Consider the following 21,184-nt stretch of genomic DNA (forward strand, 5'->3'; position numbering starts at 1 on the left):
AAAAACCGGGTTGATTGGATGTTGCAACACGCGGATGGATGGCATGATGAGCAGGGATATATTCACACAGGCGGCCCGAGAGGGCCTCAGCAAGGGATTGGCCGGATTTCTCTGGATGATGAAGATCCTCGTCCCCATCTCCTTTTTTACCCTGGTGCTGGACTACACGGGCATCATCACAAAACTGGATTTTATCCTCTCCCCGGTGATGGGGATTCTCTCCCTGCCCCCGGTGGCGGCTCTGCCACTGATCATCGGAGTCCTGACCGGCATCTACGGGGCGGTGGCCGCCATGCTCGTGCTGCCCATGGCCCCGGAACACATGACCCTGGTCGCCATTTTTCTGCTCGTCAGCCACAACCTGATCCAGGAGAGCGCCATCCAGGGCCAGTCCGGGATCCACCCCATCAAGGCCACCCTCTTTCGCCTGACGACCTCGATCATCACCGTCCTCATCTGCGCGGCCTTCCTCAACCCACCCGATACCGTGCCCGCAGGCGCTGGCCTGGCCACCGCCTCTGACCCAGCCTTTCTCCCCCTGCTCGAAGCCTGGGCCCTGGCCACCGCCGCCCTCGCCGCCAAGATCTTTCTCATCATCATGACCATCATGACGACCCTTCAGGTGATGAAGGCCTTTAACGTCATCCCCGTGATCTTAAAACCCCTCGCCCCCTTCATGACCCTCATGGGCGTTGATAAAAAAATGGGGATGCTCTGGCTCACAGCCACCCTCTTCGGCCTCTCCTACGGCTCGGCCGTCATCGTCGAAGAGACCCGGGAAAACGACTTCTCAGACGAAGAACTTACAAGGCTCCACCTCTCCATCGGCATCAACCACGCCATGATCGAAGACCCCGCCCTCTTCCTCCCCTTAGGAATCGCCGCCTTCTGGCTCTGGATCCCACGCCTCATCGCGGCCATCGTGGCCGTCCAGGTGCTGAACCTCTGGAGTCGTATCCGACGACCCGCAAAAACCGATGAAGCTGAGGCCGTTTAACGACCATAAAAGCGTGCCTTCTATGGTTAAAGTTCGGGGCAAAAAACATGCCTCCGGCGGCAAGGTGAGCCACCTTGAAAGCAGGTTGCAAATGCGCTTTGCCCCTCGTTCCTCGGGCCAAATCACATTTGCCTTGGGCTTTAGATTTTTTCGCTCCCAGGCTCTGCCTGGGAGTGTTGGGTGCAAGGCTCTGCCTTGCCAGTATGAAAAACCGTAACGGAGGGGTAAAACGCTGAAGTTGCGGGGGGGCAAGCGTGGAGGCAGAGCCTCCGAAGGCATTCCCAGGCGGAGCCTGGGAACGAGAGGAAATCAAGCGAACCTGACGAACTCCGCATCATATTCCCCCGAAATCATAGAACCCGGATCTCCGGCAAAAACGGTTGCCGGGTTTTACCCTTCACGCGAATACGAACGCGGGGTGCCGCAAGTACCAACAGCCGTAGAGCATTCGCAAACCCGCTTTCAAGGTGGCGTCACCTTGCGCCGGAGGCCGGTTTTTAAATCAGGGTATCGCGATCGCGGACCCCCACAAGATACAAGATACTGTCAAGGCCCAGGGTGGAGATGGACTGGCGAGCGCCTTCTTTAACCACGGGCTTGGCGTGGAAGGCGATGCCAAGCCCAGCTAAGTTCAGCATGGGCAGGTCGTTGGCCCCGTCACCCACGGCGATGACCTGCTGGAGGTTGATCTCCTCTTTTTGGGCGAGCATCTGGAGGAGTTCGGCTTTTTTGGCGGCATCGACGATGTCTCCCACCACCTTGCCGGTGAGTTTGCCCTCTTTAATCTCCAGTTCGTTGGCGTAGACGTAGTCGACACCGAGTTTTTTCTGAAGAATCCGTCCGAAATAGGTAAAACCGCCGGAGAGGATGGCGGTCTTGTAGCCAAACTGGCGAAGGTTGGCGATGAGGCGTTCGGCCCCGTCGGTCATGGGAATCCGCTCGGCCACCTTCTGCATGCTGGCCTCGGAGAGCCCTTCCAGGAGCCCAAGCCTGCGCCTTAAGCTCTCTTTGAAATCAATCTCACCGCGCATGGCTGACTCGGTAATAGCCGACACCTGTTCGCCCACCCCGGCTTCGGCGGCCAGCTCATCAATCACCTCGGCCTGAATGAGGGTGGAATCCATATCAAAGGCCACCATGCGGCGATTTCGCCGGTAGGGGGTGTCCTCCTGAAGGGCGATGTCGATGCCGAGACGGGCGGTGATCTCCAGAAACGCCTTCCGTATGACCTCCAGATTCTGGGGGTTGCCCCGAACGGATAGTTCGACGCAGGAGGGCTTCACCACCTTTTCCAGGTCAACAAGGGGCATGCGGCTGGACAGACGGCTAATGCCGTCAATATTCAGGGCGTTTTCCGAGAGGACACGCGACACCTCGGCCATATGACGAGCCGTGATCTTGCGACCCAAGAGCGTGACGATGTACCGTTTCTTCCCGGCGGCCGCCACCCACTCCGTGTACCGATCATCGCTGATGGGACGGAACTTGACGTTGATATCCAGGTCATGGGCGGCAAAGAGGACCTCTTTGACGATGGGGGCCGCCTCGTGTTCGATGGGAATCCGAATGAGAATACCCAGGGAAAGATTATCGTGGATCACCGTCTGGCCCATGTCCAGAATCTCCACCTCGTACTCGGCCAGAATCCCTGTCAATTGTGCGGCAAGACCGGGCTTATCCTGGCCGTAGATGTGGATCATGATCAGTTCATGCATGCGTGTGCTCCGGATAGTATGGAAGGTTCACGGGTTTAAAAGACTGGCGTCAACACCTTAAAGTGGCGTTGTTATACCATCCCCGACATGGCATGAAAAGGGAAAGACTTGTGATACAGACTCAAAAAGCATGGCCGCCGGAGGCTCTCTTTAAAAAACTACAGCCTCTGGATAAGATAGACATAAACCGAAATAACGCTCTTCTCTTTCATTTCATGGAACATGGGCAGGACCTCTTCCCGGCGCTGGGTCTCCACCAGGGGGGAGAGGTAGACGCACCCTTTTTTTCGGGCGCTTTCTGGAAGTTCAGAGAGAAGCGTCATCAGGGTCTCCCGGTGCGGATCGGAAAACGTAGTCCCCAAAAGAAAGTTGGCGGAGACCTCCACGCCGGGGTAACGCTCATTGACCCGAACCATTTTATAAAGGGAGTCACGGACCATCTCCGGCGTAATGGGCTTGCCGAGCTCTTTTAAAGTGGGGCCGTCCACAGACTCCAGGCCCAGGTTGATATAGACCTTGTAAGGCAGGGCCTCCAACCTCTCAAAGGTGGCTTCATCCGAGGAGAGAAACGATCCGGCGCTACCAAAGAGAAACAGGGACGGGGTCCCCCCTTGAGGCCGCTCAAAGCCAAAGGCCTCATAAGACAAGGTGGCGGCAAAAGAGATCCGCTCGATCCCTGCGGCCAGGGCATCGTGATCCCCCACGAAAATGGCGTTCAGATTTTGAAGATTGGAGCCGTAGAAGCCTTTCAGCGCCTCGATCTGTTCCGCGATCTCGGTGTCTGTTTTTGGAGCGAACGGTGCCCGGGACTTCACCGTACAGAAACGGCACTTGTACAGGCAACCGTCGGCAATGTTCACGGGAATAACCTCGTAATCGACGCGGCGCGTGTCCGGAGGCAACACGGAGACCCGCCCCCCGATGATGCCGTGGAGGTCTTCGGCCTGGGCCATGAGGGTGTTGTCGTCATTTTTACGGATCACGCGTTCCACAAAGTCCCTCATCTCTTCGGTCAGGCCTTCCAGGTTTGAGGTACAAAGGGTTCCGTAAACCTGGGACCACGCCGAAAAGGAGCTGGCGATGCCGGGCTCCGTATAGGGCGTCACCTCGCGGATGGCATTGCTTTCGTAGGAGAGGCAAGGCAGGTAATCCTCGCCCACCCACTCCTTCACCCGGCCCTGTCCCCTGTCGAGACCCACAGAGTAATAAACCCAATCGTTGCCCCAGCTCCGCTTCAACCACTCCCAGGGATGGGGCCAGGCCTGGGTGAGCCCGCGCATGTAGCGAATCTCGCCGGTGGGGTTAAAGTGAAAGGCAAACGCCCGGGTCCGGATCTCCCCGTAGAGGCCATATCGCACCGGGTAAGCGCCCTTGGCAGTTGGGACCGCGCCCCGGGTATTGATGATCACCACCAGATCTCCCAGGCAGCAGGAGTTCATCTCTTCGTCACCCATCTCCGCCTCCAGCCACTCATCGGTCTCCTGAAACTCGTCCATCGTCTCCATCCTGATAAAAGCCATAATTTTACAGATCTCCTCTCCTTCCCCCGAGAGATCATTGACAGAGGCCCACTGCAAATCTAAAATAAATAAATTGTTTCAGAACAAGAAATAACACAGGGAGAAAGGGCACGCCATGAATGTGAAAGAGATTATGTCCAAGCGAATCGTCACCATTGAGATGGATGACACCTTGCGGGTTGTCAGGGACATCTTCAGCAACGTGAAATTTCACCACCTCCTGGTCGTTGAACACAGCAGGCTCTACGGCATCCTTTCCGACCGCGACCTCCTGAAGGCCCTAAGCCCCAATCTGGAGACCGCCGCGGAGACACTTAAAGACCGGGCCACCCTCAACAAAAAAGTGCACCAGATCATGAGCCGGGAACCCATCACCCTGCCCGAAAAGGCCGGGGTCCGAGATGCCATCCGCCTTTTCAACACCGAAACCATCACCTGCATCCCCATCGTAGACGAAGAGAACCGGCCTGTGGGAATCATCAGCTGGCGGGATATCATAAAAATGCTGGGAAAAATGGTCTGCCAAAAATCCAGCAACAAAACGGCGTAAGAGCTGCCCCCTCCCCAAAACAAAAAAAACCCGCTGGCCGAGCTGGCAACCCACCGTTTACGACAACCTGAAAAAGCCATACAAAAAAAGGGGGCCGCCTCGATCACTCGAGACGACCCCCTTTGAATTACTTTTCTTCACTCCGATCAGGAGGAAGGCATCAATCAGAAGCCTTCAACTCTTTCGAAGATGGCGCAAGCACCCATACCGCCACCGATACACATGGAGACGATACCGTATTTGCCACCGGTACGCTGAAGGTTAGCAATCAGCGTTGCGGTCAGCTTGGCACCGGTACATCCCAGGGGATGGCCCAGAGCGATGGCGCCGCCGTTGAGGTTGATCTTGGACTCGTCAAGACCCAACTCTTTAATGCAATGCAGAGACTGAGTAGCGAAGGCTTCGTTGAGCTCGATGACGTCAATATCGTCAAGCGTCATACCGGCATTCTTCAGTGCCTTGGGAATTGCATACTTGGGACCTACACCCATTTCGTCGGACTTGCAACCGGCGACAGCGTAAGTAACAAGCTTAGCAATGGGCTTAAGACCGAGGCGCTCACAAGCATCCTTGCTGGCAATCAGAGTCGCGGCAGCGCCGTCAGTGGTCTGAGACGAGTTGGCTGCGGTGGAGACACCCCCGGCTTTGAAGGGGGAGTTCAAACGAGAGATCCCTTCAACGGTGGTCCCGGGACGAACGCCGTCGTCTTTTTCGACCATGAAGATCTCTTTTTTGAAGGTTCCATCGGCCTGCTCAACAAATTTATGGGCGGGCATGGGAACGATCTCAGTGAAGTACCCTTTCTCCTGAGCAACAACGGCTTTGTTCACGGAACGAACAGCAAACTCATCGCACTCCTGACGGGTAATCCCGTAACGAGTGGCCACGTTCTCAGCTGTTACACCCATGGAGATATACGCTTCGGGCTTCTCAGCAGAGAATTCAGGGTGAGGACGGGGAGAGTGACCGCCCATGGGGACATAAGTCATGGACTCAAGCCCGGCACCCACGGTGATATCAGACCAACCGGCCTGAACACGAAGGGCAGACAAAGCGATGGCTTCGATGCCGGATGCGCAGAAACGGTTGACCGTGGCCCCGGACACTTCGTCAGGGAAACCAGCCATCTGAGCGGCAACACGGGCAACGTTCAGGCCCTGCTCGCCTTCGGGGAAGGCACAGCCGCACATCACGTCATCAATTTCAGCAGGATCGATCCCTGCTTTGTCAACACACGACTTCAGGATAAAGGTAAGAAGGTCCTCGGGACGGGTTTCCTTGTAGAGACCTTTCTTATTTTTACAACCAGGAATTCTCACTGATTGAACAATGTATGCATCTCTCATGTTCTATTTCCTCCATTTTCCTGATGCTGATTTTTCACATCCACCGGAGTGAGGCACAAGGTGCATATTCTCACCCTGTGCGCCCACGGCGTGATGCATGTTATCTTCACAGGCATCAAAATTGAACGCAAGGCTCTTGATCCAGCCGCCAATTAGTTACGGAGAGGCTTGCCAGTTTTCAGCATGTGCGAGATACGAGCAATGGTCTTCTCTTCCTTGAGGAAGTCGATGAAGGCATTACGCTCAAGCTTCAGAATGGCTTCTTCGCTTACTTCGGTGTTGGATTTCACGTCGCCGCCTGCAATAACAAAGGCGATACGCTTGGCCAACATGGCGTCGTGCTCTGAAAGGAACCCACCATTGAGCATGTTGAAGATCTCGGCGTTAACCATGGAGTACCCTTCACGACCCATGACGCGGACTTTCTTCTTGATGGGGGGTGCATATCCATCTTCCACCAGACGCAGGACCTCTTTCTTCGCTTCACCGATCAGGAGATCACGGTTCATCACAATACGGTCTTTGGTGGCAGAGAGGTGACCGTTGGCAACGGCACCGGCAGCACTCATGGACACTGCAGCCATCGCAATCTTCATGAAGACAGGGATAAAGAGCTTGGCAAGGTCCATGTCTTTTTCAATGCCACCTGGGAGCCCATTGATGAACTTCTTCCACAGGTTCAGACAGCCACTGCCTGCAGGCAGAAGGCCAACACCGATCTCAACGAGGCCCATGTAAAGCTCTGAGTGGGCAACGATCTTATCTGATGCAAGACACACTTCACAACCACCGCCGAGGGTCATGCCATAGGGGGCAGCCACAACAGGGAAGGAAGAGTAAAGGGCGCGGAGCATACCGGTCTGACCTTTTTCAAGGAAAGCGTCCAGCTCTTCGTAAGCACCTTTTTCAGCCTGGCCAAGCACATAAGCAAGGTCAGCACCGGCAGAGAACGCACCGGGCATGCCGCCGGCCTGGTTACCGATCACAAGGCCCACACCGTACTCATCCACGTGGTCAAGGCAACCGCCCATGAAATCGACGATTTCGCCGTTCAGAGCGTTCATCTTGGTGGTAAACTCAAGGCAGAAAACGCCGTCGCCGATGTCAATCAGAGATGCAGAGGGGCAAGATTTAACCACTTTGCCATCTGCCTTGGCAGCCGCCAGAGACAGAGCAGATTCGCTCAAGGGCACGTCAACGTAAGCAGCTTTTGCGAAATCGTAGTACTGGGGAACCCCATTTTCTACGCGATAAAAGCTCTCAACGCCGGCATCAAGCATGGCTTTGACCTTGGGAGAAACGGCCAGACCTTCGGCTTCCATTTTCTCAGTGGACTTGCGCACGCCGACAGCATCCCAGGCTTCGAAGGGACCTACATCCCAGCCGTAGCCCCACTTCATGGCGTTGTCGATCTCAACCAGAGACTCGGCAATTTCAGGAATGCGGTTTGCGCTGTAAGTCATCGCGTTGGCGGTACACTTCCAGACAAACTTGGCGCCTTTGTCGTCACCATACATAATGGCTTGCATCTTCTCTGCGGGAGTGCTTGCTTTCTTGGCTGCGTCGAGGCAGGGGAAAGAGGCTTTTGCCGCATCGATATACTCGCCAGAAGCGGGATCAATCTGCTTTTTCCAACGCTTGCCGTTTTCGTCTTTGCCCTTCTTGTAGAAACCTTCCTTGGTCTTGTTGCCAAGTTTGTTTTCTGCAAGCATCTTCTTAACGAAGTCAGGCATCATAACGGTGTCGCGCATTTCGTCATCGGGGCAGAGCTCATAAGAGTTGTCAGCCACGTGAACGAGGGTGTCAAGGCCTACCAGGTCGGCGGTGCCGAAGATGGCGGTACGGGGACGACCCATGGCGGGACCCAGGAGGGCATCCGCTTCAGCCATGGTGATGCCGTCTTCAACAACACCCTGAAGAACGCGGCCGATTCCCTGGATACCGATACGGTTCCCGATAAAGTTGGGAGTATCTTTGGCCCAGACAATCCCTTTACCAAGGTTGACTTCGCCGAAGTGAGCGATGAAATCGAGAACTTCCTGCTTGGTCTCTGCTCCGGGGATAAGCTCCAGGAGATGCATGTAGCGGACGGGGTTGAAGAAGTGAGTCCCGAGGAAATGCTCTTTAAAGCCTGCAGAGAGACCGTCAGAGATTTTGGCAAGGGGAATACCAGAGGTGTTGGAGCTGATGATGGCATCGGCTTTTCTCACCTTGTCGATACGGGCGAAGAGTTCCTGCTTGATCTTCAGGTTCTCCACAACCACTTCGCAGATCCAGTCACACTCGGCCAGCTTGTCGAAGTCGTCGGTCAGGTTGCCAGTCTCGATGAGAGCCGCATCTTTCTTTGTCATGAACAAAGAAGGTTTGGCAGCCAAAGTGGCTTTCATACCATTGTTTACCATGCGATTACGAGCCGCAGGGTCTTTCTTCTCCTCGTCGGTGAGGTCAAAGGGGACGATGTCCAAAAGGAGCACCTTCACGCCTGCAGCAGCCATAAGAGCCGCAATGCCGCCGCCCATGATCCCGGACCCGATCACTGCAGCTTTTCTGATTTTTCTACTCATAATTCCCTCCTGTGCATAATAAATTACAATCACGCCATAAAATGAATGATCGTTCAATTTATATATTGACAATCAATGTTGTAGCAGACGGATTATTTGTGTGTCAAGAAAAAACAAGTCTCACACAATTACCCCCGCTACTGCCACCCATAGACCCTAATATATAGTCTTTTACAAGTTTTTTGCTACCACATACACGCTTCGGCACATACTTTGTATACAACCAATTTAAGGCAATAATACCAATTGAATGACACATCATTCAATTACCGACCGCCCCACCCTGCCTTCGCCGATAACCCTCCCACTTCAATCTGAATATCCAAGTCCGTCCTTGATTCCACCCCCCCCATCTGCTAAACAACATCGTTATATTTGACCAATCGGTATAACATTCTGGACTGCGTACCTCACTTGCCCCCCGGGCACCGAGCTGCAGGGCAGATGAGCGAGAAAAGTGAGGTGGTGTTCATGGAGTTTAAAAAATTAAACAAGGAGAGGGTGGCGACTCTGGATCTTGACCCGGTGGTGGATTCCATCGTTCAGACCCAGCTCCCCACAGGCGAGATCCCCTGGAGTGAAGGCGACAAAACCGACCCCTGGGACCATGTGGAAGCCGCCATGGGCCTTGCTGTGGGAGGACGCATCGAAGAATCCCGGCGCGCCTTTGCCTGGCTCGCCTCCATGCAGCTCGAAACGGGAGGCTGGTACGCCTCATATAGAAACGGAATCCCGGAAGACAAGACCCACGACACCAACATGAGCAGTTACATGGCCGTCGGTATCTACCACCATTATCTTATTACAAATGATCGAGAATTCTTAAAGACCTACTGGCCTACCTTAAGAAAGGGCCTCGATTTTGCCCTCGCACTCCAGGCCCCGGGCGGAGAGATTCACTGGGCCACCAGCCCCGACGGCGTGGTGGATCCCATGGCCCTTCTGACGGGCTCCAGCTCCATCCACATGAGCCTCAAATGCGGCCTCGCCATTGCCCGCGAGTTGGGGTACACCATGCCCCACTGGGTCGAGGGACGACACAAGGTCAGGGAAGCCATCCGCACGCGCCCCCACTCCTTTAATGTCACCAAATCCAGATTTTCCATGGACTGGTTTTATCCCATCCTCTGCGGAGCCCTGACCGGCGCCGAGGCCCAGAAGCGACTCGACAAATACTGGAAAAAATTTGTCATGGAGGGTCAGGGGGTCCGATGCGTCTCCGACGAGCCCTGGGTCACCGTGGCGGAAACTGCCGAGTTCATCCTGGCCCTTTCTGCCATGGGGCACACCAAAAAGGCCCACATCGTCTATGACTGGATCAAGGATTCCCGATTTGACGACGGCTCCTATTGGTGTGGTTACACCTTCCCGGACATGGTCATCTGGCCCGAAGAGAAGCTTTCCTGGACCAACGGAGTGATGCTCATGGCCGCCGACGCTCTTTTTGACCTGACCCCGGCCGGGCGCCTGTTCCAGCATGATTTCTGGGAGACCCACGAAGCTCTGGAAGAAGACAGGCTGCCCCTGTGTTTATAATCTCCTCTCAACCCCTCAAGGCGCCAGGACGTATGACGTGAAAAAAGACCACAGACCTTATTGGTTGAAACGCTGCTACATGCTGTTTCAAAAGCACTATACAAACCGCTACATCCGTCCCCAGCTTGATACCATGGGACGCGGTGGCATGTACATGAAACCCTGGCACCTGGAGCTCTTCGGCGGCCCCATCCGTATCGGATCCTATCCCACGGTCATCGCCGCCCCGGACCGAAAGGTACGCCTCACCATCTGGGCCGCCGAAGCCGGCGTGAAAGGCATTACGATCGGCGACTACTGCCTCATCTGCCCGGGGGTTCGCATCCTGGCCGCCTCGGAGATCACCATCGGCGAGAGCTGCATGATTGCCAGCGGCGCCTACATCACAGACTCCGACTGGCATGGAATCTACGACCGCAGCCTGCCCATCGGCAAGACCAGCCCGGTGGTCCTGGAAGAAAATGTCTGGGTGGGGGACAGCGCCATCGTCTGCAAAGGGGTGAAAATCGGAAAAAACAGCATCATCGGCGCCGGAGCCGTTGTGGCGTCTGATATACCGGAAAACGCGATTGCCGTTGGCAACCCGGCCCGTGTCATCAAGTATCTCGACCCGGAGACCAAAGTCCGGACCCGGGGGGAATGGCTGGAAAACCCCAGGAAACTGGCCCGTGAATTCGACATCATCGATCGGGACCAGCTCAAGGGAAACTCCGTCATCGGATGGTTCCGGTCCCTCCTCTTCCCCCGAAAAGGCGACTGAAGACCCCACGGCAAAGCATTCATTGGCGCGCCACAGCCCGATCGGTCCTGACGAGGTGTCCCACGAATCCCAAAGGGCATCTTTTCGATTTCCAATTTAGCGAAAAAGGTGCATAATGCAACTTCGGAAAAATGGGCCGCGGCCTTTTTTTCATGGTAAAACACCCAGTTGGAAGCAAGGAGCGTGACATGTCCGGTAGCATGACGTTTGAAAAGGACATCGTACTGATCTATTACGAAGACACCCCCCTGGCGTTCGCTCGTATTGAGGAGATCTGGGAAGATGACAAGCCCGACTGGTTCCATGTCAAGCTGCTCTTCCTTCAGTTGCCGGTCCATTCGGCGACCTGGATTTTAAAAGGGGCTTACATTGACGGGGGTGAATTCACCATGGGCGGCAAACGCATGCGTCTTGAAAAAGTAGTCTGCCCTGAAGAAGACCGTGGGGAGGACTCCGACGACGACTCCTTTGATGAGATTCTTGAGATGCCCGAGATGCCAGAGATGGAAGAACACCTCGCCGTCAACGACGCGGATCCCATCCAGAAGCAATCTGACGCCAAGGTGATTCAGTTTCCCTTCGGAAAATAAGCCCCGGCGAACAGGGATGACGGCCATTACAACCAAACGACGAATCCTCTCCGTTTCCCGGCGAAGTGACATCCCAGCCCACTACCTGGACTGGTTCATGGCCTCCGTGGAAAGAGGAGAGGCACTCGTTGACCATCCGTACACCCACGCACCCCAGAGCATCCCCCTCACCCCGGAAACCGTCCATACCCTCGTTTTCTGGACCAAGGACATCGGCCCCTTCCTGAAACGGGGATGCGACCGCATCCTCGAAAAAAAAGGCTTTCATCTCTACTTCAACCTCACCGTAAACAGCGACTCCCCCATTCTGGAGCCGGGCATCCCCCCCTTGACGGAGCGCCTGGACGCCCTGGGCGAACTCTGCCAGCGCGTAGGGCCCCGCGCCGTCACCTGGCGTTTTGACCCCATCTGCCACTTCCGGGATGCCAACGGCCAGCCCCACGACAACCTCCACGATTTCACCCGCATCGCGCAAGGGGCCTGTGATGCAAAAATCCATCGCTGTATCACCAGTTTCGTCGACCTCTACCCCAAAGTTGTCCGCCGCTCCCGAGCCGCCGGAATCGAGTTGACGGATCCCTCCATCCATGAGAAAGTAGCCGTCGTTTTGCGTTTAAACAGGGAGTTGCAGCGTCTGGGCATCGATCTTTTCACCTGCTGCGAAAATGAGCTGCATGCAGCTCTGCCCTTTGGCACCGGCATCACCCCGGCGGCCTGCATTCCCGGGCCACTGCTGGCGGATCTTTATGGCGGCGGCCTCTCCCTTGCCAGGGACGCAGGCCAGAGACGAAGCGCCGGATGCCAGTGCACCCAAAGCCGGGATATCGGGTCCTACACCCTTCACCCCTGCCCCTCAGGCTGCCTTTACTGCTACGCGAATAAAGGGTAGGCAAACGGAAGATGTTCCCTCCGACGGCGAAAAGCCCGCCGGGGAAGGGCGGCGGCATCGCGCCCATGACAACCTCAAATGATTTGAATTAAACACGGATGATGAAACGTTTTACGATTGGACAGATTGAATTAGAGAGCCCCACGATCATGGCTCCCCTGGCGGGGGTCACCAACCTTCCCTTTCGCCTGATGGTCAAAGAGATGGGGGCAGGCCTCGTGGTCTCCGAGATGGTGAGTGCCAACGGCATGATTTACGAATCGGACAAAACCTATCGCCTGATGGAGAGCCGCCCCGAGGAAAAGCCCTTATCCGTTCAACTCTTTGGCTCAGACCCGGCCAACATGGCCGAAGCGGCCAGACGGGTGGAGGCCACCGGGGCAGAGATGATCGACATCAACTGTGGCTGTTCGGTAAAAAAGGTCCTCAAGACCGGTTCCGGCTCGGCCCTCATGGATAAACCGGCCCTGGCCGAGGAGATTTTTAAAGCCGTCAGAAAGGCCATCTCCATCCCCTTGACCGTGAAGATGCGCTCGGGCTGGGATGCCTCAGGAGACGGTGCGATGCTCCTGGCCAGGATCGCGCAAGACGCGGGCGTCGATGCTGTGGCGGTTCACCCCCGAACAGCAACCCAGGCCTTTCGCGGCCACGCTGACTGGTCCATTATCAAGCGGGTAAAATCAGCCCTTACCATCCCCGTCATCGGCAACGGCGACATCCTCACCCCAGAGGACGCCCTTCGTATGCTTGATACGACCGGTTGCGACGCCGTGATGATCGGCCGGGCAGCCATCGGCGATCCCGCTCTTTTTAAACGTATTAACGCCTTGTTATCAGGGGATATCGTAAAGCCTCGTCTGGTTGACCACTTTGCTATGATGGAGAGGTACTTCACAGACAGTCTTGACTATTTTACCGATGAGTTCATCGCCTGCAAAACCATGCGAAGCCGTCTGGGGTGGTTTGTCAAAGGACTTCCCGGTTGCAGCGCCTTCCGAAAGGAGGCCATCACCCTGTCCACACGCGTAGAAGGGCTCGCCCTCATTCATGCCTATAAAGAGAAACTCTGCGAGGGTGAAATGAATGAAAAAGTAATGGCATCCGGGCGTTTTGCCGATTTTTAGTCATCTGAAAATCTTCACACCCCTCCCCCGTTTATCAGGCGTTCATTTATTCTACGCTTCGCCAAGAGCGCATCTCCCCCCTGTTTTTCGGCGAATTCTCATTTTCCCGCACGCGTAACGGAGCAACGATTCCATTTGACAACATGAGAAATATCTGTTAGCAAAAAAAATCCGCATAAAAAGAGAACTGTCGACCCTGGGGGTCGACAAACGTTCCCGAACGACATCACCCGTCAGAGGTGAATTAGCCGATAAAGGAATGATTTATCATCGCAATTTTTATGTTGGCGTCACCCGAAGGCCAGCCAGCCTCTGATGAAAACATCGAGACGGACGAACCTTTAAAGGGAACACGCATTTCGCTGCCCAAGACGGCGCCGAGCAACATCTCTTGCCATAAGAGTTGCGTACCATCATCAGGCACAGGAGTATTTTTCATGAGCGATTTTCTCCAATCCATTCGCAACCAGTCCAAAGACAAACGTTATCAGAGCAACAACCAGCCCCGTCGCCCCTACGACAACGCAAACAACTCAAGTAACGGAAGTCATCACAACCAGCAGCAGAGCCACCACAACAATCAGCAGTACCAAAGCAACCAGAACAATCAGAGCAACTACCATCGCAACAACGACACTCAGAACAACCAGAACAACTACAACCGAAACAACGACAACCGCCGATACAATCAGCAGCGCCCCCGTAACGATTTTGGCCAGAAAGACGAATCCCTCGGTCTGATCAAAGAACTTCTGGAGACGATGATCGCGCAGCAGAGTCAGGCCATGGAAATCCATGAACGCAGGACGTTGGCGGAAGAACGCAAGGCCGAGGCCATCGAAGATATTGCCAGCATCATCAGCTCTCTGGCCGGTGCCGAATTCCCCGCCATCGACAAGGTGGTGTCCGGTATGGACGCGGTGGCACGTGAGTTTGAAGAAGAAATGGCTCAAGATGAGGAAGAAGCCATCCTGGACGAGCCCGGCATCGATGAGACGCCGGCCATGGAACTTTCCAAGGATGAGATCATCGCCCTGATCAACAAAATGCGCGGCGAAGGGTCCACGTACAATGAAGTGGCGGCCCATCTCACCGACATGGGCCTGGCGACCTTCTCCGGCCGTGGCAAATGGCACGCCCAGACCATCCACCGGCTCTGCCAGCAGGAGAGCTAGCCTCATCTGGAGAGACCCGAAAAAAAGACCAAAAAACAAAAGGCCGACCTCTTTCTAAAAAAGAGATCGGCCTTTTTGTTCGTTCAACACGCAATGGGGAAAGGGCTATACACCACCCTTTTTTACGCCTTCAAGCCAGGCGTCCCATTCCATGGGAAGGAGCTGCTTCTTTTGGGTGTTACACGCCTTGCAGCAGGGCACCACATTGCCTTTGGTGGTTTTCCCGCCTCGAGCCAGGGGGACCACATGATCCATGGTGAGCTCGGCAGGCTTCACCGGCTGCTCACACCAGTAGCAGATGCCTTTATCACAACGGCGCTTCCACCACTGGCTCTGGCGCATCTCCCGTGCCTTTTGACGCTCTTTTTTAATCGCACCTTCGTCGACACCCACATACCAGTCCATATCCGCTCCTTAAATGCCGAGGCGCCTGATGGCCTTGGTATCCGTACACCAGTTCTTCTCCACCCGGACAAAAAGCTTCAGGAAGACCTTTTTCCCCACCATCTCTTCGATGGCATATCGGGCCTCTTCTCCAATGGATTTGAGTTTGCTGCCGTTTTTCCCAATGATGATGCCCTTCTGGGAATCCCGCTCCACATGAATGGTCGCCTCGATATGCACCAGCTTCTTCTCGCGCTCGAAGGTATCCACCGTGACCGCCGTGGAGTAGGGAATCTCCTGGCCGGTAAGACGAAAGATCTTTTCCCGGACCATTTCCGCCACAAAGAAACGCTCGGGCAGATCGGTGATGACATCCTCAGGGTAAAAGGGAGGTCCCTCGGGCATAATTTTGGCAATTTCAGCGAGCAGGGTGTCCACCTGGTCGCCATGCTTGGCTGAGAGAGGAACGATGGCATGAAAGGCATGAATGCCCCGCCATTTTTCAATATGAGTCAGGACCTCGGGTTTTTTGATCCGATCCACTTTATTAAGGCCCAGAATCACCGGGCGATTGACCTTCTGGAGCTGTTTCACCAGGTAGGCATCCGACTCCTCATCCGGCTCATATACGTCGGTCATCAAGATCACCACATCCACGTCACCCAAGGCGGTCAGGGCCACGTCCACCATGCGCACGTTCAGCGCACGGCTGGCCTTATGAACACCGGGAGTGTCCACAAAAACCAGCTGCATCTCCGGTCGGTGGACCACACCGAGAATCCGATGCCGTGTGGTCTGGGGCTTTCGCGAGGTAATGGAGAGTTTCTCACCCAGCAATTTGTTCAACAGGGTCGATTTCCCAGCGTTGGGAGCCCCCACCAGGGCCACAAACCCACTTTTAAATCCGTTAAAATCGTGTTGCTTTTCCATTTTTTACTCCTCCGCCGACAAGGCGGCCGGTGATCCGATCAACTCTGTTATGGCCTGCCAGGTCTCCTCACAACCACTCCGTGAAAGAGTGGAAAAAGGAATCAACTGGCTGCTTTTCAGTCCCAATTCTTTGGCAATACGTGCCACATTGCCCTGCCGCTTGTTGTTGGAAAATTTATCCGCTTTCGTCAGCACAACGCGGAAAGGAATGCCGTGGGCCCGAAACCACTCAATAAGGTTGAACTCATCTTCCCGGGGAGAGCGCCTGATATCGATAAGAAGCAGCGCCCCTTTAAGCGATCGGCGCTCGGCCAGATAGCTTTCCACCATGGGCCCCCACTCTTTGACCACCCGCTTGGGGACCTTGGCATATCCGAACCCCGGAAGGTCCACGAAGGTAAAGGCATCGTTGATGTCAAAAAAATTGACCAGCTGGGTACGCCCCGGAGTGGAGCTGGTTTTCACCAGACGCTTTCGGTTCACCAACACGTTAATAAGGGACGATTTCCCTACGTTGGACCGTCCGGCAAAGGCAATCTCCGGAAGCCGAAGCGGCGGGTACTGGTCAGGCTTCACCGCACTGGTGACGAACTCGGCTGAGATGATTTTCATGGTCTGCTTCTTTCCTGGCGGCCCTGCAAAGGACATCACGCCGCCGCGTCATAAACGACGACGCTTGGGGCGCAGCCGTTTTGGGTATACAACGAAAAGCCCGGGCCATGGGGCTCCGGGCGTATATTTCAAGCACAATTTCGGATAAGAAGGGCATCCCTTCTTCCGAGTGTATTCATATCTTTACCACAACCGAGAGGGCCTCTGCTACAAAAAAAGAAGAGCCCCTCTCGATTTTAGCTACTTGTGAATCACCTTGTTCAGCGGGTATTCGATAATGCCTTCGGCGCCCTCCTTGAGAAGCCGGGGAATAAGATCCCGCACCGCACTGGAATCCACCACGGTCTCCACCGAAAGCCAGTCCGACTTGTACAGATGCGCCACCGTGGGGGCATGAAGGCTGGGGAGCATCGCCACCACCCGCGCCGCATCCGCCTCCGAGACGTTCATCTTAAGCCCCACCAGCTGACCGGCCACCAAGGCCCCTTTCAGGAGCATGGCCATCTCTTCAATCTTCTCCCGCTTGGCCGGATCGGCCCAGGCCTCCCGGTTGGCGATAAGCTGGGTGTTGGTCTGCATGAGCTCATGGATCACCCGAAGCCCATGGGCTTTGATGGTGCTCTCCGTTTCGGTAATCTCGACGATGGCGTCGGCCAGGCCGGACACCACCTTCGCCTCGGTGGCACCCCAGGAAAATTTCACCTTGACGTCGATGCCCCGGTCGGCAAAAAACCGTTTCGTGACCCCCACCAGCTCGGTGGAGACGGTTTTCCCCCGAAGGTCTTCAAGGGTCTGCACCGGAGAATCATAGGCCACGGCCACCACCCAGCGAGCTGGTTTGGCACTCACCTTGGAGTAAACCAGGTCCGTCACCACCTGAACGTCCGATTCGTACTCACCGATCCAATCCAGGCCGGTGAGCCCCACATCCAGGGTGCCGTTTTCCACGTTGATGGCCATCTCCTGAGCCCTGCAGAGGGCACAGGTGATGGTGTCGTCATCGATTCCGGGGAAATAACTTCGCCCGCTTACCGATACATTCCAGCCGGCCTTTTTGAAGAGGGCGAGGGTCGCCTCCTGAAGGCTGCCTTTGGGAAGTCCAAGTTTCAACTGCTCGTTCATACACACTCCATGCATGAAGGCTTCGTCAACCCACCGAAGACTTCGGTCTGAGCCCGACACATCACGCACCGGTCCCCCCTCAAAGAGAGAGCCCCTGCCGGGCGTCCATCAAAATCCAGGTCGCCACCCTAAGTTTTATCCCCTGAGAACAAAATACCGACGACCCCTTCTTACGCATCGATCATGACTCGTGCAGCGGTCATTTTTTCGAAGGCCCCATTTTTCGAGGCCCTTATTTTTTATAGACCTCATCCGGGTCAAAGAGGGGGGATCCTGTCACCACAAGCGAATCCCCTTCCATCTTTCGGAAAAAACAGCTCTTGTACCCCAGATGGCAGGCGGCTCCGCCCTTCTGAACCACCTTAAGCAGGACCGTATCCGAATCGCAGTCAATGCGGATCTCTTTGACGAGTTGCTCGTTTCCGGAGCTTTCACCCTTGACCCATAGTTTGCTTCGAGACCGGCTGAAATACGTCGCTTTTCCCGTCTCCACCGTGAGCTTGAAGGCCTCTTCGTTCATAAAGGCCACCATGAGCACGTCCCCGCTCTCCCAATCCTGCACCACCGCCGGAAGAAGCCCATCAAATTTTGTATAATCCAGTTCTACCATTCCATCTCCTTGATATATCGTAAAACGTTACTGCCGAGCCAGTCATGCTTCCTTGCCTAATCGTTGCCTTCGTCCTTGTCAATTGCTTTTTCATTCCCGCCCCTTGCATCAGAGGCGAATCCTTGATAGTTTTTTTCGATTGTACTATGACATCCGACAAACTTGATAAACATCCGAAGCCCTCCTCACCTTCGTCCCGAGAGAGGCCGCACAGGTTATTCATACAAACGAAGAGACTCTCATGACCGCACCCTCCGATCCCAGTGACCCGAATGCAGGCCACGATCACCAGCCGAATCTCGTAAAAAAAGAGCGACACCTGTTGCGTCTGCTCTTAAAAATAGCGTTCCTGGGGTTCTGCCTGGCCCTGGTTGCCGGCGTCTCCATCTACCTATACTTCAGCGCCGATCTCCCTAAAATTGCCAGCTTAAGAGACTACCGCCCCCCCACAGTCACCGTGGTCACCTCCGACGACGGTCGAAAAATCGGGGAGTTCTTCCGGGAACGCCGCATCGTCATTCCCCTGACCGAGATGCCACCCCAACTGCTCCAGGCCTTTGTCTCGGCCGAGGATGCCCGCTTTTACAAACACCGGGGCATCGATCTCTTCAGCATCATCCGGGCCTTTACCAAAAACCTGAAGGCCGGTGCCATCGTCCAGGGAGGCAGCACCATCACCCAGCAGGTGACAAAATCCTTCTTTCTCACCCCGGCGCGGAACTACACCCGAAAAATCAAGGAGGCGATCCTGGCTTACCGCCTGGATAAAAGCTTTGCAAAAAATGAGGTCCTCTACCTCTACCTGAACCAGATCTACCTGGGCCACGGTGCTTACGGGGTAGAAGCCGCTGCAGAGAACTACTTCGGCAAAAAATCCAAAGACCTTAACCTGGCAGAATGCGCCATCCTCGCCGGCCTCCCCCAGGCCCCCAGCCGCTACTCCCCTTTCCGGTACAAAGAAAAGGCCAAACAGCGGCAAATTTATGTCCTCAACCGCATGGTGGAGGAGGGCTACATCACCAACATCGATGCCACCGAGGCCATCAACACCCCGCTGGACATCAAACCCCGACGCAACTGGTATATTGAAAAGGTCCCCTGCTATACCGAATACGTGCGTCGCTATGTGGAAAAAAAATACGGCGCCGATGCCCTCTACGAAGGGGGGCTGAAAATCCAGACGGCGGTGAACATCGAGATGCAGAAAATCGCCCGAAAGGCCGTCACGCAGGGTCTTGAGGCCCTGGACCGGCGTCAGGGCTATCGCGGCCCCCTGGGCCACCTGACGCCCGCTGAGATGGAGAAAACCGCGACCGAGATCACCCTGGAGATAGAAGGGAAAAACATCACCGAAGGGTCTGTTCTTAAAGGGGTGGTGGAACAAGTCGATGATAAAAATGGCGAAGTGCTCGTCCGATGCGGCACCCGACGCGGCGTGATCCCCCTGGCCAATATGAAATGGGCCAGAAAGCCCAACAACGCCCGAGGTTACTGGCAGGACCGCCTCAAAAAACCCGGAGACGCCCTAACCGTGGGTGACCTCATCCTCGTCAAGATCACAGGCCAATACGATGGCAAGCTGGAGTGGACCCGAAGCGGTTCCAGCGAGCAAACTCTGGAGCTACTCAGCAAGTCCGAGCTCTGGTCCCTGGCCCTTCACCAGGAACCCTTCTCGGAGGCGGCACTCCTCTCCATTGAGGCCGACACCGGATATGTCAAGGCGATGATCGGAGGACGGGATTTCCTGAACAGCCAATTCAACCGGGCCACCCAATCCAGGCGACAGCCTGGCTCCGCCTTCAAACCCATTGTCTACGCCGCCGCCATTGACAAAGGGTACACCCCGGCCACCGTCATCATCGACTCCCCGGTGGTCTATCTGGATGAAAACAGGGACTTCACCTGGAAACCCAACAACTACGAGCGCACCTTCCACGGAGCCACCCTGTTGCGGGAAGCCCTCACCAAATCCATGAACATCATCACCATCAAAGTCTTAAAAGAGATCGGGGTCAACTACGCCATCGATTATGCGGGACGGCTGGGCATCACCTCGCCCATTAATAAAGACCTCTCCATCGCCCTGGGCTCTTCCGGGGTCTCCCTTCTTGAGCTGGTACGCGCCTACTCGGTCTTTGCCAACCTGGGTTATCTGGTGGAGCCCACCTTCATTACCCGGATTGAAGACCGTGACGGCACCGTCCTGGAAGAGGCCATCCCCATCAAAAACCAGGCCATCGAACCCGCCACCGCTTACCTCATGACCAGCCTGCTGAAAAGCGTGGTGGAACAGGGCACCGGTCGCCGCGTTCGAAAACTGGGTCGCCCCGCAGCGGGTAAAACCGGGACCACCAACAACCTCTACGACGCCTGGTTCATGGGCTACACCCCCACGTACGTCACCGGCGTCTGGGTGGGTAACGACCAGAAATCGCCCCTGGGCAAAAGCGAAACCGGCTCCCGCGCCGCCAGCCCCATCTGGCTCGATTTCATGAAAGGCATCCTCGCCAAAAAACCGGTGAAGGTCTTTGAAATTCCACCAGGGGTCGTCTTCACCAAAATTGACGCCGAAACGGGCCTCCTTCCCGGCACCGACACCCAAAAAACCCTCTTCGAATGCTTCAAAGAAGGCACCGTCCCCACCGAACAGTCCCACCCCCTCACCCAGGAAGCCGACCACGACGAGGTCTTCAAGGAAAATCTGTAAAAGAAAAATCCTTGCAAAAATGCTGGGAGTTCAGGATCTTGCAACTGACTCCC

The 21,184-nt window shown here is 55.4% G+C and carries 19 protein-coding genes; 9 read left to right on the top strand and 10 right to left on the bottom strand.

The window, feature by feature from the left end; genetic code table 11:
• Window positions 1-43 precede the first annotated feature (43 nt).
• The gene (locus Q1Q75_RS13525; RefSeq protein ID WP_300671591.1) at window positions 44-997 is read left to right on the top strand and encodes an iron transporter; all 954 of its coding nucleotides are present in this window, start codon (window positions 44-46) and stop codon (window positions 995-997) included.
• Between the two features lie 497 nt (window positions 998-1,494).
• Here the strand turns inward: Q1Q75_RS13525 and serB are convergent, their stop codons facing one another.
• Together serB and Q1Q75_RS13535 are read right to left on the bottom strand one after the other, a co-directional pair.
• Window positions 1,495-2,712: a phosphoserine phosphatase SerB gene (serB, locus tag Q1Q75_RS13530; RefSeq protein ID WP_300671594.1), complete on the bottom strand. Its 1,218-nt coding sequence runs from the start codon at window positions 2,710-2,712 to the stop codon at window positions 1,495-1,497.
• A gap of 158 nt (window positions 2,713-2,870) precedes the next feature.
• Window positions 2,871-4,232: a radical SAM protein gene (locus Q1Q75_RS13535; protein WP_300671597.1), complete on the bottom strand. Its 1,362-nt coding sequence runs from the start codon at window positions 4,230-4,232 to the stop codon at window positions 2,871-2,873.
• 115 nt (window positions 4,233-4,347) lie between these two features.
• Here Q1Q75_RS13535 and Q1Q75_RS13540 point away from each other — a divergent pair, with 115 nt between their 5' ends.
• Window positions 4,348-4,782 (top strand): CBS domain-containing protein, encoded by a 435-nt coding sequence (locus Q1Q75_RS13540; protein ID WP_300671600.1) that lies wholly within the window; start codon window positions 4,348-4,350, stop codon window positions 4,780-4,782.
• 164 nt (window positions 4,783-4,946) lie between these two features.
• Here Q1Q75_RS13540 and Q1Q75_RS13545 read toward each other — a convergent pair whose 3' ends face one another.
• Both Q1Q75_RS13545 and Q1Q75_RS13550 read right to left on the bottom strand, forming a co-directional pair.
• Window positions 4,947-6,128 carry a thiolase family protein gene (locus tag Q1Q75_RS13545; RefSeq protein WP_300671603.1) on the bottom strand — a complete coding sequence of 394 codons (1,182 nt, stop codon included), beginning with the start codon at window positions 6,126-6,128 and terminating at the stop codon, window positions 4,947-4,949.
• A 152-nt stretch (window positions 6,129-6,280) separates the two neighbouring features.
• Window positions 6,281-8,692, bottom strand: a complete 2,412-nt coding sequence (locus tag Q1Q75_RS13550; RefSeq protein ID WP_300671606.1) for a 3-hydroxyacyl-CoA dehydrogenase/enoyl-CoA hydratase family protein — start codon at window positions 8,690-8,692, stop codon at window positions 6,281-6,283.
• Window positions 8,693-9,136: 444 nt separating this feature from the next.
• On the opposite strand from Q1Q75_RS13550, the gene Q1Q75_RS13555 reads away from it, so the two are divergent.
• From Q1Q75_RS13555 to dusB, 5 genes are all read left to right on the top strand, one after another.
• Window positions 9,137-10,228, top strand: coding sequence for a phenyltransferase domain-containing protein (locus Q1Q75_RS13555; RefSeq protein WP_300671609.1), 1,092 nt, complete (start codon window positions 9,137-9,139; stop codon window positions 10,226-10,228).
• A 37-nt stretch (window positions 10,229-10,265) separates the two neighbouring features.
• Window positions 10,266-10,988 carry an acyltransferase gene (locus Q1Q75_RS13560; protein ID WP_300671611.1) on the top strand — a complete coding sequence of 241 codons (723 nt, stop codon included), beginning with the start codon at window positions 10,266-10,268 and terminating at the stop codon, window positions 10,986-10,988.
• Window positions 10,989-11,176: 188 nt separating this feature from the next.
• Window positions 11,177-11,578 carry a hypothetical protein gene (locus Q1Q75_RS13565; RefSeq protein ID WP_300671614.1) on the top strand — a complete coding sequence of 134 codons (402 nt, stop codon included), beginning with the start codon at window positions 11,177-11,179 and terminating at the stop codon, window positions 11,576-11,578.
• Window positions 11,579-11,594: 16 nt separating this feature from the next.
• Window positions 11,595-12,467: a DUF1848 family protein gene (locus tag Q1Q75_RS13570; RefSeq protein WP_300671617.1), complete on the top strand. Its 873-nt coding sequence runs from the start codon at window positions 11,595-11,597 to the stop codon at window positions 12,465-12,467.
• Between the two features lie 98 nt (window positions 12,468-12,565).
• Window positions 12,566-13,591, top strand: coding sequence for a tRNA dihydrouridine synthase DusB (gene dusB, locus Q1Q75_RS13575; RefSeq protein ID WP_300671620.1), 1,026 nt, complete (start codon window positions 12,566-12,568; stop codon window positions 13,589-13,591).
• 244 nt (window positions 13,592-13,835) lie between these two features.
• Here dusB and Q1Q75_RS13580 read toward each other — a convergent pair whose 3' ends face one another.
• On the bottom strand, window positions 13,836-14,030 hold the full coding sequence (locus tag Q1Q75_RS13580; protein WP_300671623.1) for a hypothetical protein: 195 nt from the start codon (window positions 14,028-14,030) through the stop codon (window positions 13,836-13,838).
• Between Q1Q75_RS13580 and Q1Q75_RS13585 the strand changes: the two genes are divergently transcribed.
• Window positions 14,029-14,766 (top strand): hypothetical protein, encoded by a 738-nt coding sequence (locus Q1Q75_RS13585; protein ID WP_300671624.1) that lies wholly within the window; start codon window positions 14,029-14,031, stop codon window positions 14,764-14,766. The two genes, Q1Q75_RS13580 and Q1Q75_RS13585, sit on opposite strands and share 2 nt — an antisense overlap.
• A gap of 105 nt (window positions 14,767-14,871) precedes the next feature.
• Here Q1Q75_RS13585 and Q1Q75_RS13590 read toward each other — a convergent pair whose 3' ends face one another.
• The 5 genes from Q1Q75_RS13590 to hisI form a co-directional block, all read right to left on the bottom strand.
• The gene (locus Q1Q75_RS13590) at window positions 14,872-15,171 is read right to left on the bottom strand and encodes an HNH endonuclease (protein ID WP_300671626.1); all 300 of its coding nucleotides are present in this window, start codon (window positions 15,169-15,171) and stop codon (window positions 14,872-14,874) included.
• 9 nt (window positions 15,172-15,180) lie between these two features.
• Complete coding sequence (gene era, locus Q1Q75_RS13595) at window positions 15,181-16,080, bottom strand: GTPase Era (RefSeq protein WP_300671627.1); 900 nt, start codon at window positions 16,078-16,080, stop codon at window positions 15,181-15,183.
• Between the two features lie 3 nt (window positions 16,081-16,083).
• Window positions 16,084-16,692: a ribosome biogenesis GTP-binding protein YihA/YsxC gene (yihA, locus tag Q1Q75_RS13600; RefSeq protein ID WP_300671630.1), complete on the bottom strand. Its 609-nt coding sequence runs from the start codon at window positions 16,690-16,692 to the stop codon at window positions 16,084-16,086.
• 240 nt (window positions 16,693-16,932) lie between these two features.
• Window positions 16,933-17,814: an ATP phosphoribosyltransferase gene (gene hisG, locus Q1Q75_RS13605; protein ID WP_300671632.1), complete on the bottom strand. Its 882-nt coding sequence runs from the start codon at window positions 17,812-17,814 to the stop codon at window positions 16,933-16,935.
• A gap of 232 nt (window positions 17,815-18,046) precedes the next feature.
• Window positions 18,047-18,424 (bottom strand): phosphoribosyl-AMP cyclohydrolase, encoded by a 378-nt coding sequence (hisI, locus tag Q1Q75_RS13610; protein ID WP_300671634.1) that lies wholly within the window; start codon window positions 18,422-18,424, stop codon window positions 18,047-18,049.
• 241 nt (window positions 18,425-18,665) lie between these two features.
• Between hisI and Q1Q75_RS13615 the strand changes: the two genes are divergently transcribed.
• Window positions 18,666-21,131, top strand: coding sequence for a penicillin-binding protein 1A (locus tag Q1Q75_RS13615; RefSeq protein WP_300671637.1), 2,466 nt, complete (start codon window positions 18,666-18,668; stop codon window positions 21,129-21,131).
• Window positions 21,132-21,184 lie beyond the last annotated feature (53 nt).

It is taken from the genome of Desulfoluna sp. (genome assembly GCF_030145185.1).
Taxonomy (GTDB): Bacteria; Desulfobacterota; Desulfobacteria; order Desulfobacterales; family Desulfolunaceae; genus Desulfoluna.

What these genes read in the sequence shown, in the direction of transcription:
- hisI (WP_300671634.1), bottom strand. Translation starts at nt 18,424, where the DNA reads ATGGTAGAACTGGATTATACAAAATTTGATGGGCTTCTTCCGGCGGTG.
- Q1Q75_RS13585 (WP_300671624.1), top strand. Translation starts at nt 14,029, where the DNA reads ATGAGCGATTTTCTCCAATCCATTCGCAACCAGTCCAAAGACAAACGT.
- Q1Q75_RS13540 (WP_300671600.1), top strand. Translation starts at nt 4,348, where the DNA reads ATGAATGTGAAAGAGATTATGTCCAAGCGAATCGTCACCATTGAGATG.
- Q1Q75_RS13550 (WP_300671606.1), bottom strand. Translation starts at nt 8,692, where the DNA reads ATGAGTAGAAAAATCAGAAAAGCTGCAGTGATCGGGTCCGGGATCATG.
- Q1Q75_RS13555 (WP_300671609.1), top strand. Translation starts at nt 9,137, where the DNA reads ATGAGCGAGAAAAGTGAGGTGGTGTTCATGGAGTTTAAAAAATTAAAC.
- Q1Q75_RS13565 (WP_300671614.1), top strand. Translation starts at nt 11,177, where the DNA reads ATGTCCGGTAGCATGACGTTTGAAAAGGACATCGTACTGATCTATTAC.
- Q1Q75_RS13545 (WP_300671603.1), bottom strand. Translation starts at nt 6,128, where the DNA reads ATGAGAGATGCATACATTGTTCAATCAGTGAGAATTCCTGGTTGTAAA.
- Q1Q75_RS13570 (WP_300671617.1), top strand. Translation starts at nt 11,595, where the DNA reads ATGACGGCCATTACAACCAAACGACGAATCCTCTCCGTTTCCCGGCGA.
- serB (WP_300671594.1), bottom strand. Translation starts at nt 2,712, where the DNA reads ATGCATGAACTGATCATGATCCACATCTACGGCCAGGATAAGCCCGGT.
- Q1Q75_RS13580 (WP_300671623.1), bottom strand. Translation starts at nt 14,030, where the DNA reads ATGAAAAATACTCCTGTGCCTGATGATGGTACGCAACTCTTATGGCAA.
- dusB (WP_300671620.1), top strand. Translation starts at nt 12,566, where the DNA reads ATGATGAAACGTTTTACGATTGGACAGATTGAATTAGAGAGCCCCACG.
- era (WP_300671627.1), bottom strand. Translation starts at nt 16,080, where the DNA reads ATGGAAAAGCAACACGATTTTAACGGATTTAAAAGTGGGTTTGTGGCC.
- Q1Q75_RS13590 (WP_300671626.1), bottom strand. Translation starts at nt 15,171, where the DNA reads ATGGACTGGTATGTGGGTGTCGACGAAGGTGCGATTAAAAAAGAGCGT.
- yihA (WP_300671630.1), bottom strand. Translation starts at nt 16,692, where the DNA reads ATGAAAATCATCTCAGCCGAGTTCGTCACCAGTGCGGTGAAGCCTGAC.
- Q1Q75_RS13525 (WP_300671591.1), top strand. Translation starts at nt 44, where the DNA reads ATGATGAGCAGGGATATATTCACACAGGCGGCCCGAGAGGGCCTCAGC.
- Q1Q75_RS13615 (WP_300671637.1), top strand. Translation starts at nt 18,666, where the DNA reads ATGACCGCACCCTCCGATCCCAGTGACCCGAATGCAGGCCACGATCAC.
- hisG (WP_300671632.1), bottom strand. Translation starts at nt 17,814, where the DNA reads ATGAACGAGCAGTTGAAACTTGGACTTCCCAAAGGCAGCCTTCAGGAG.
- Q1Q75_RS13535 (WP_300671597.1), bottom strand. Translation starts at nt 4,232, where the DNA reads ATGGCTTTTATCAGGATGGAGACGATGGACGAGTTTCAGGAGACCGAT.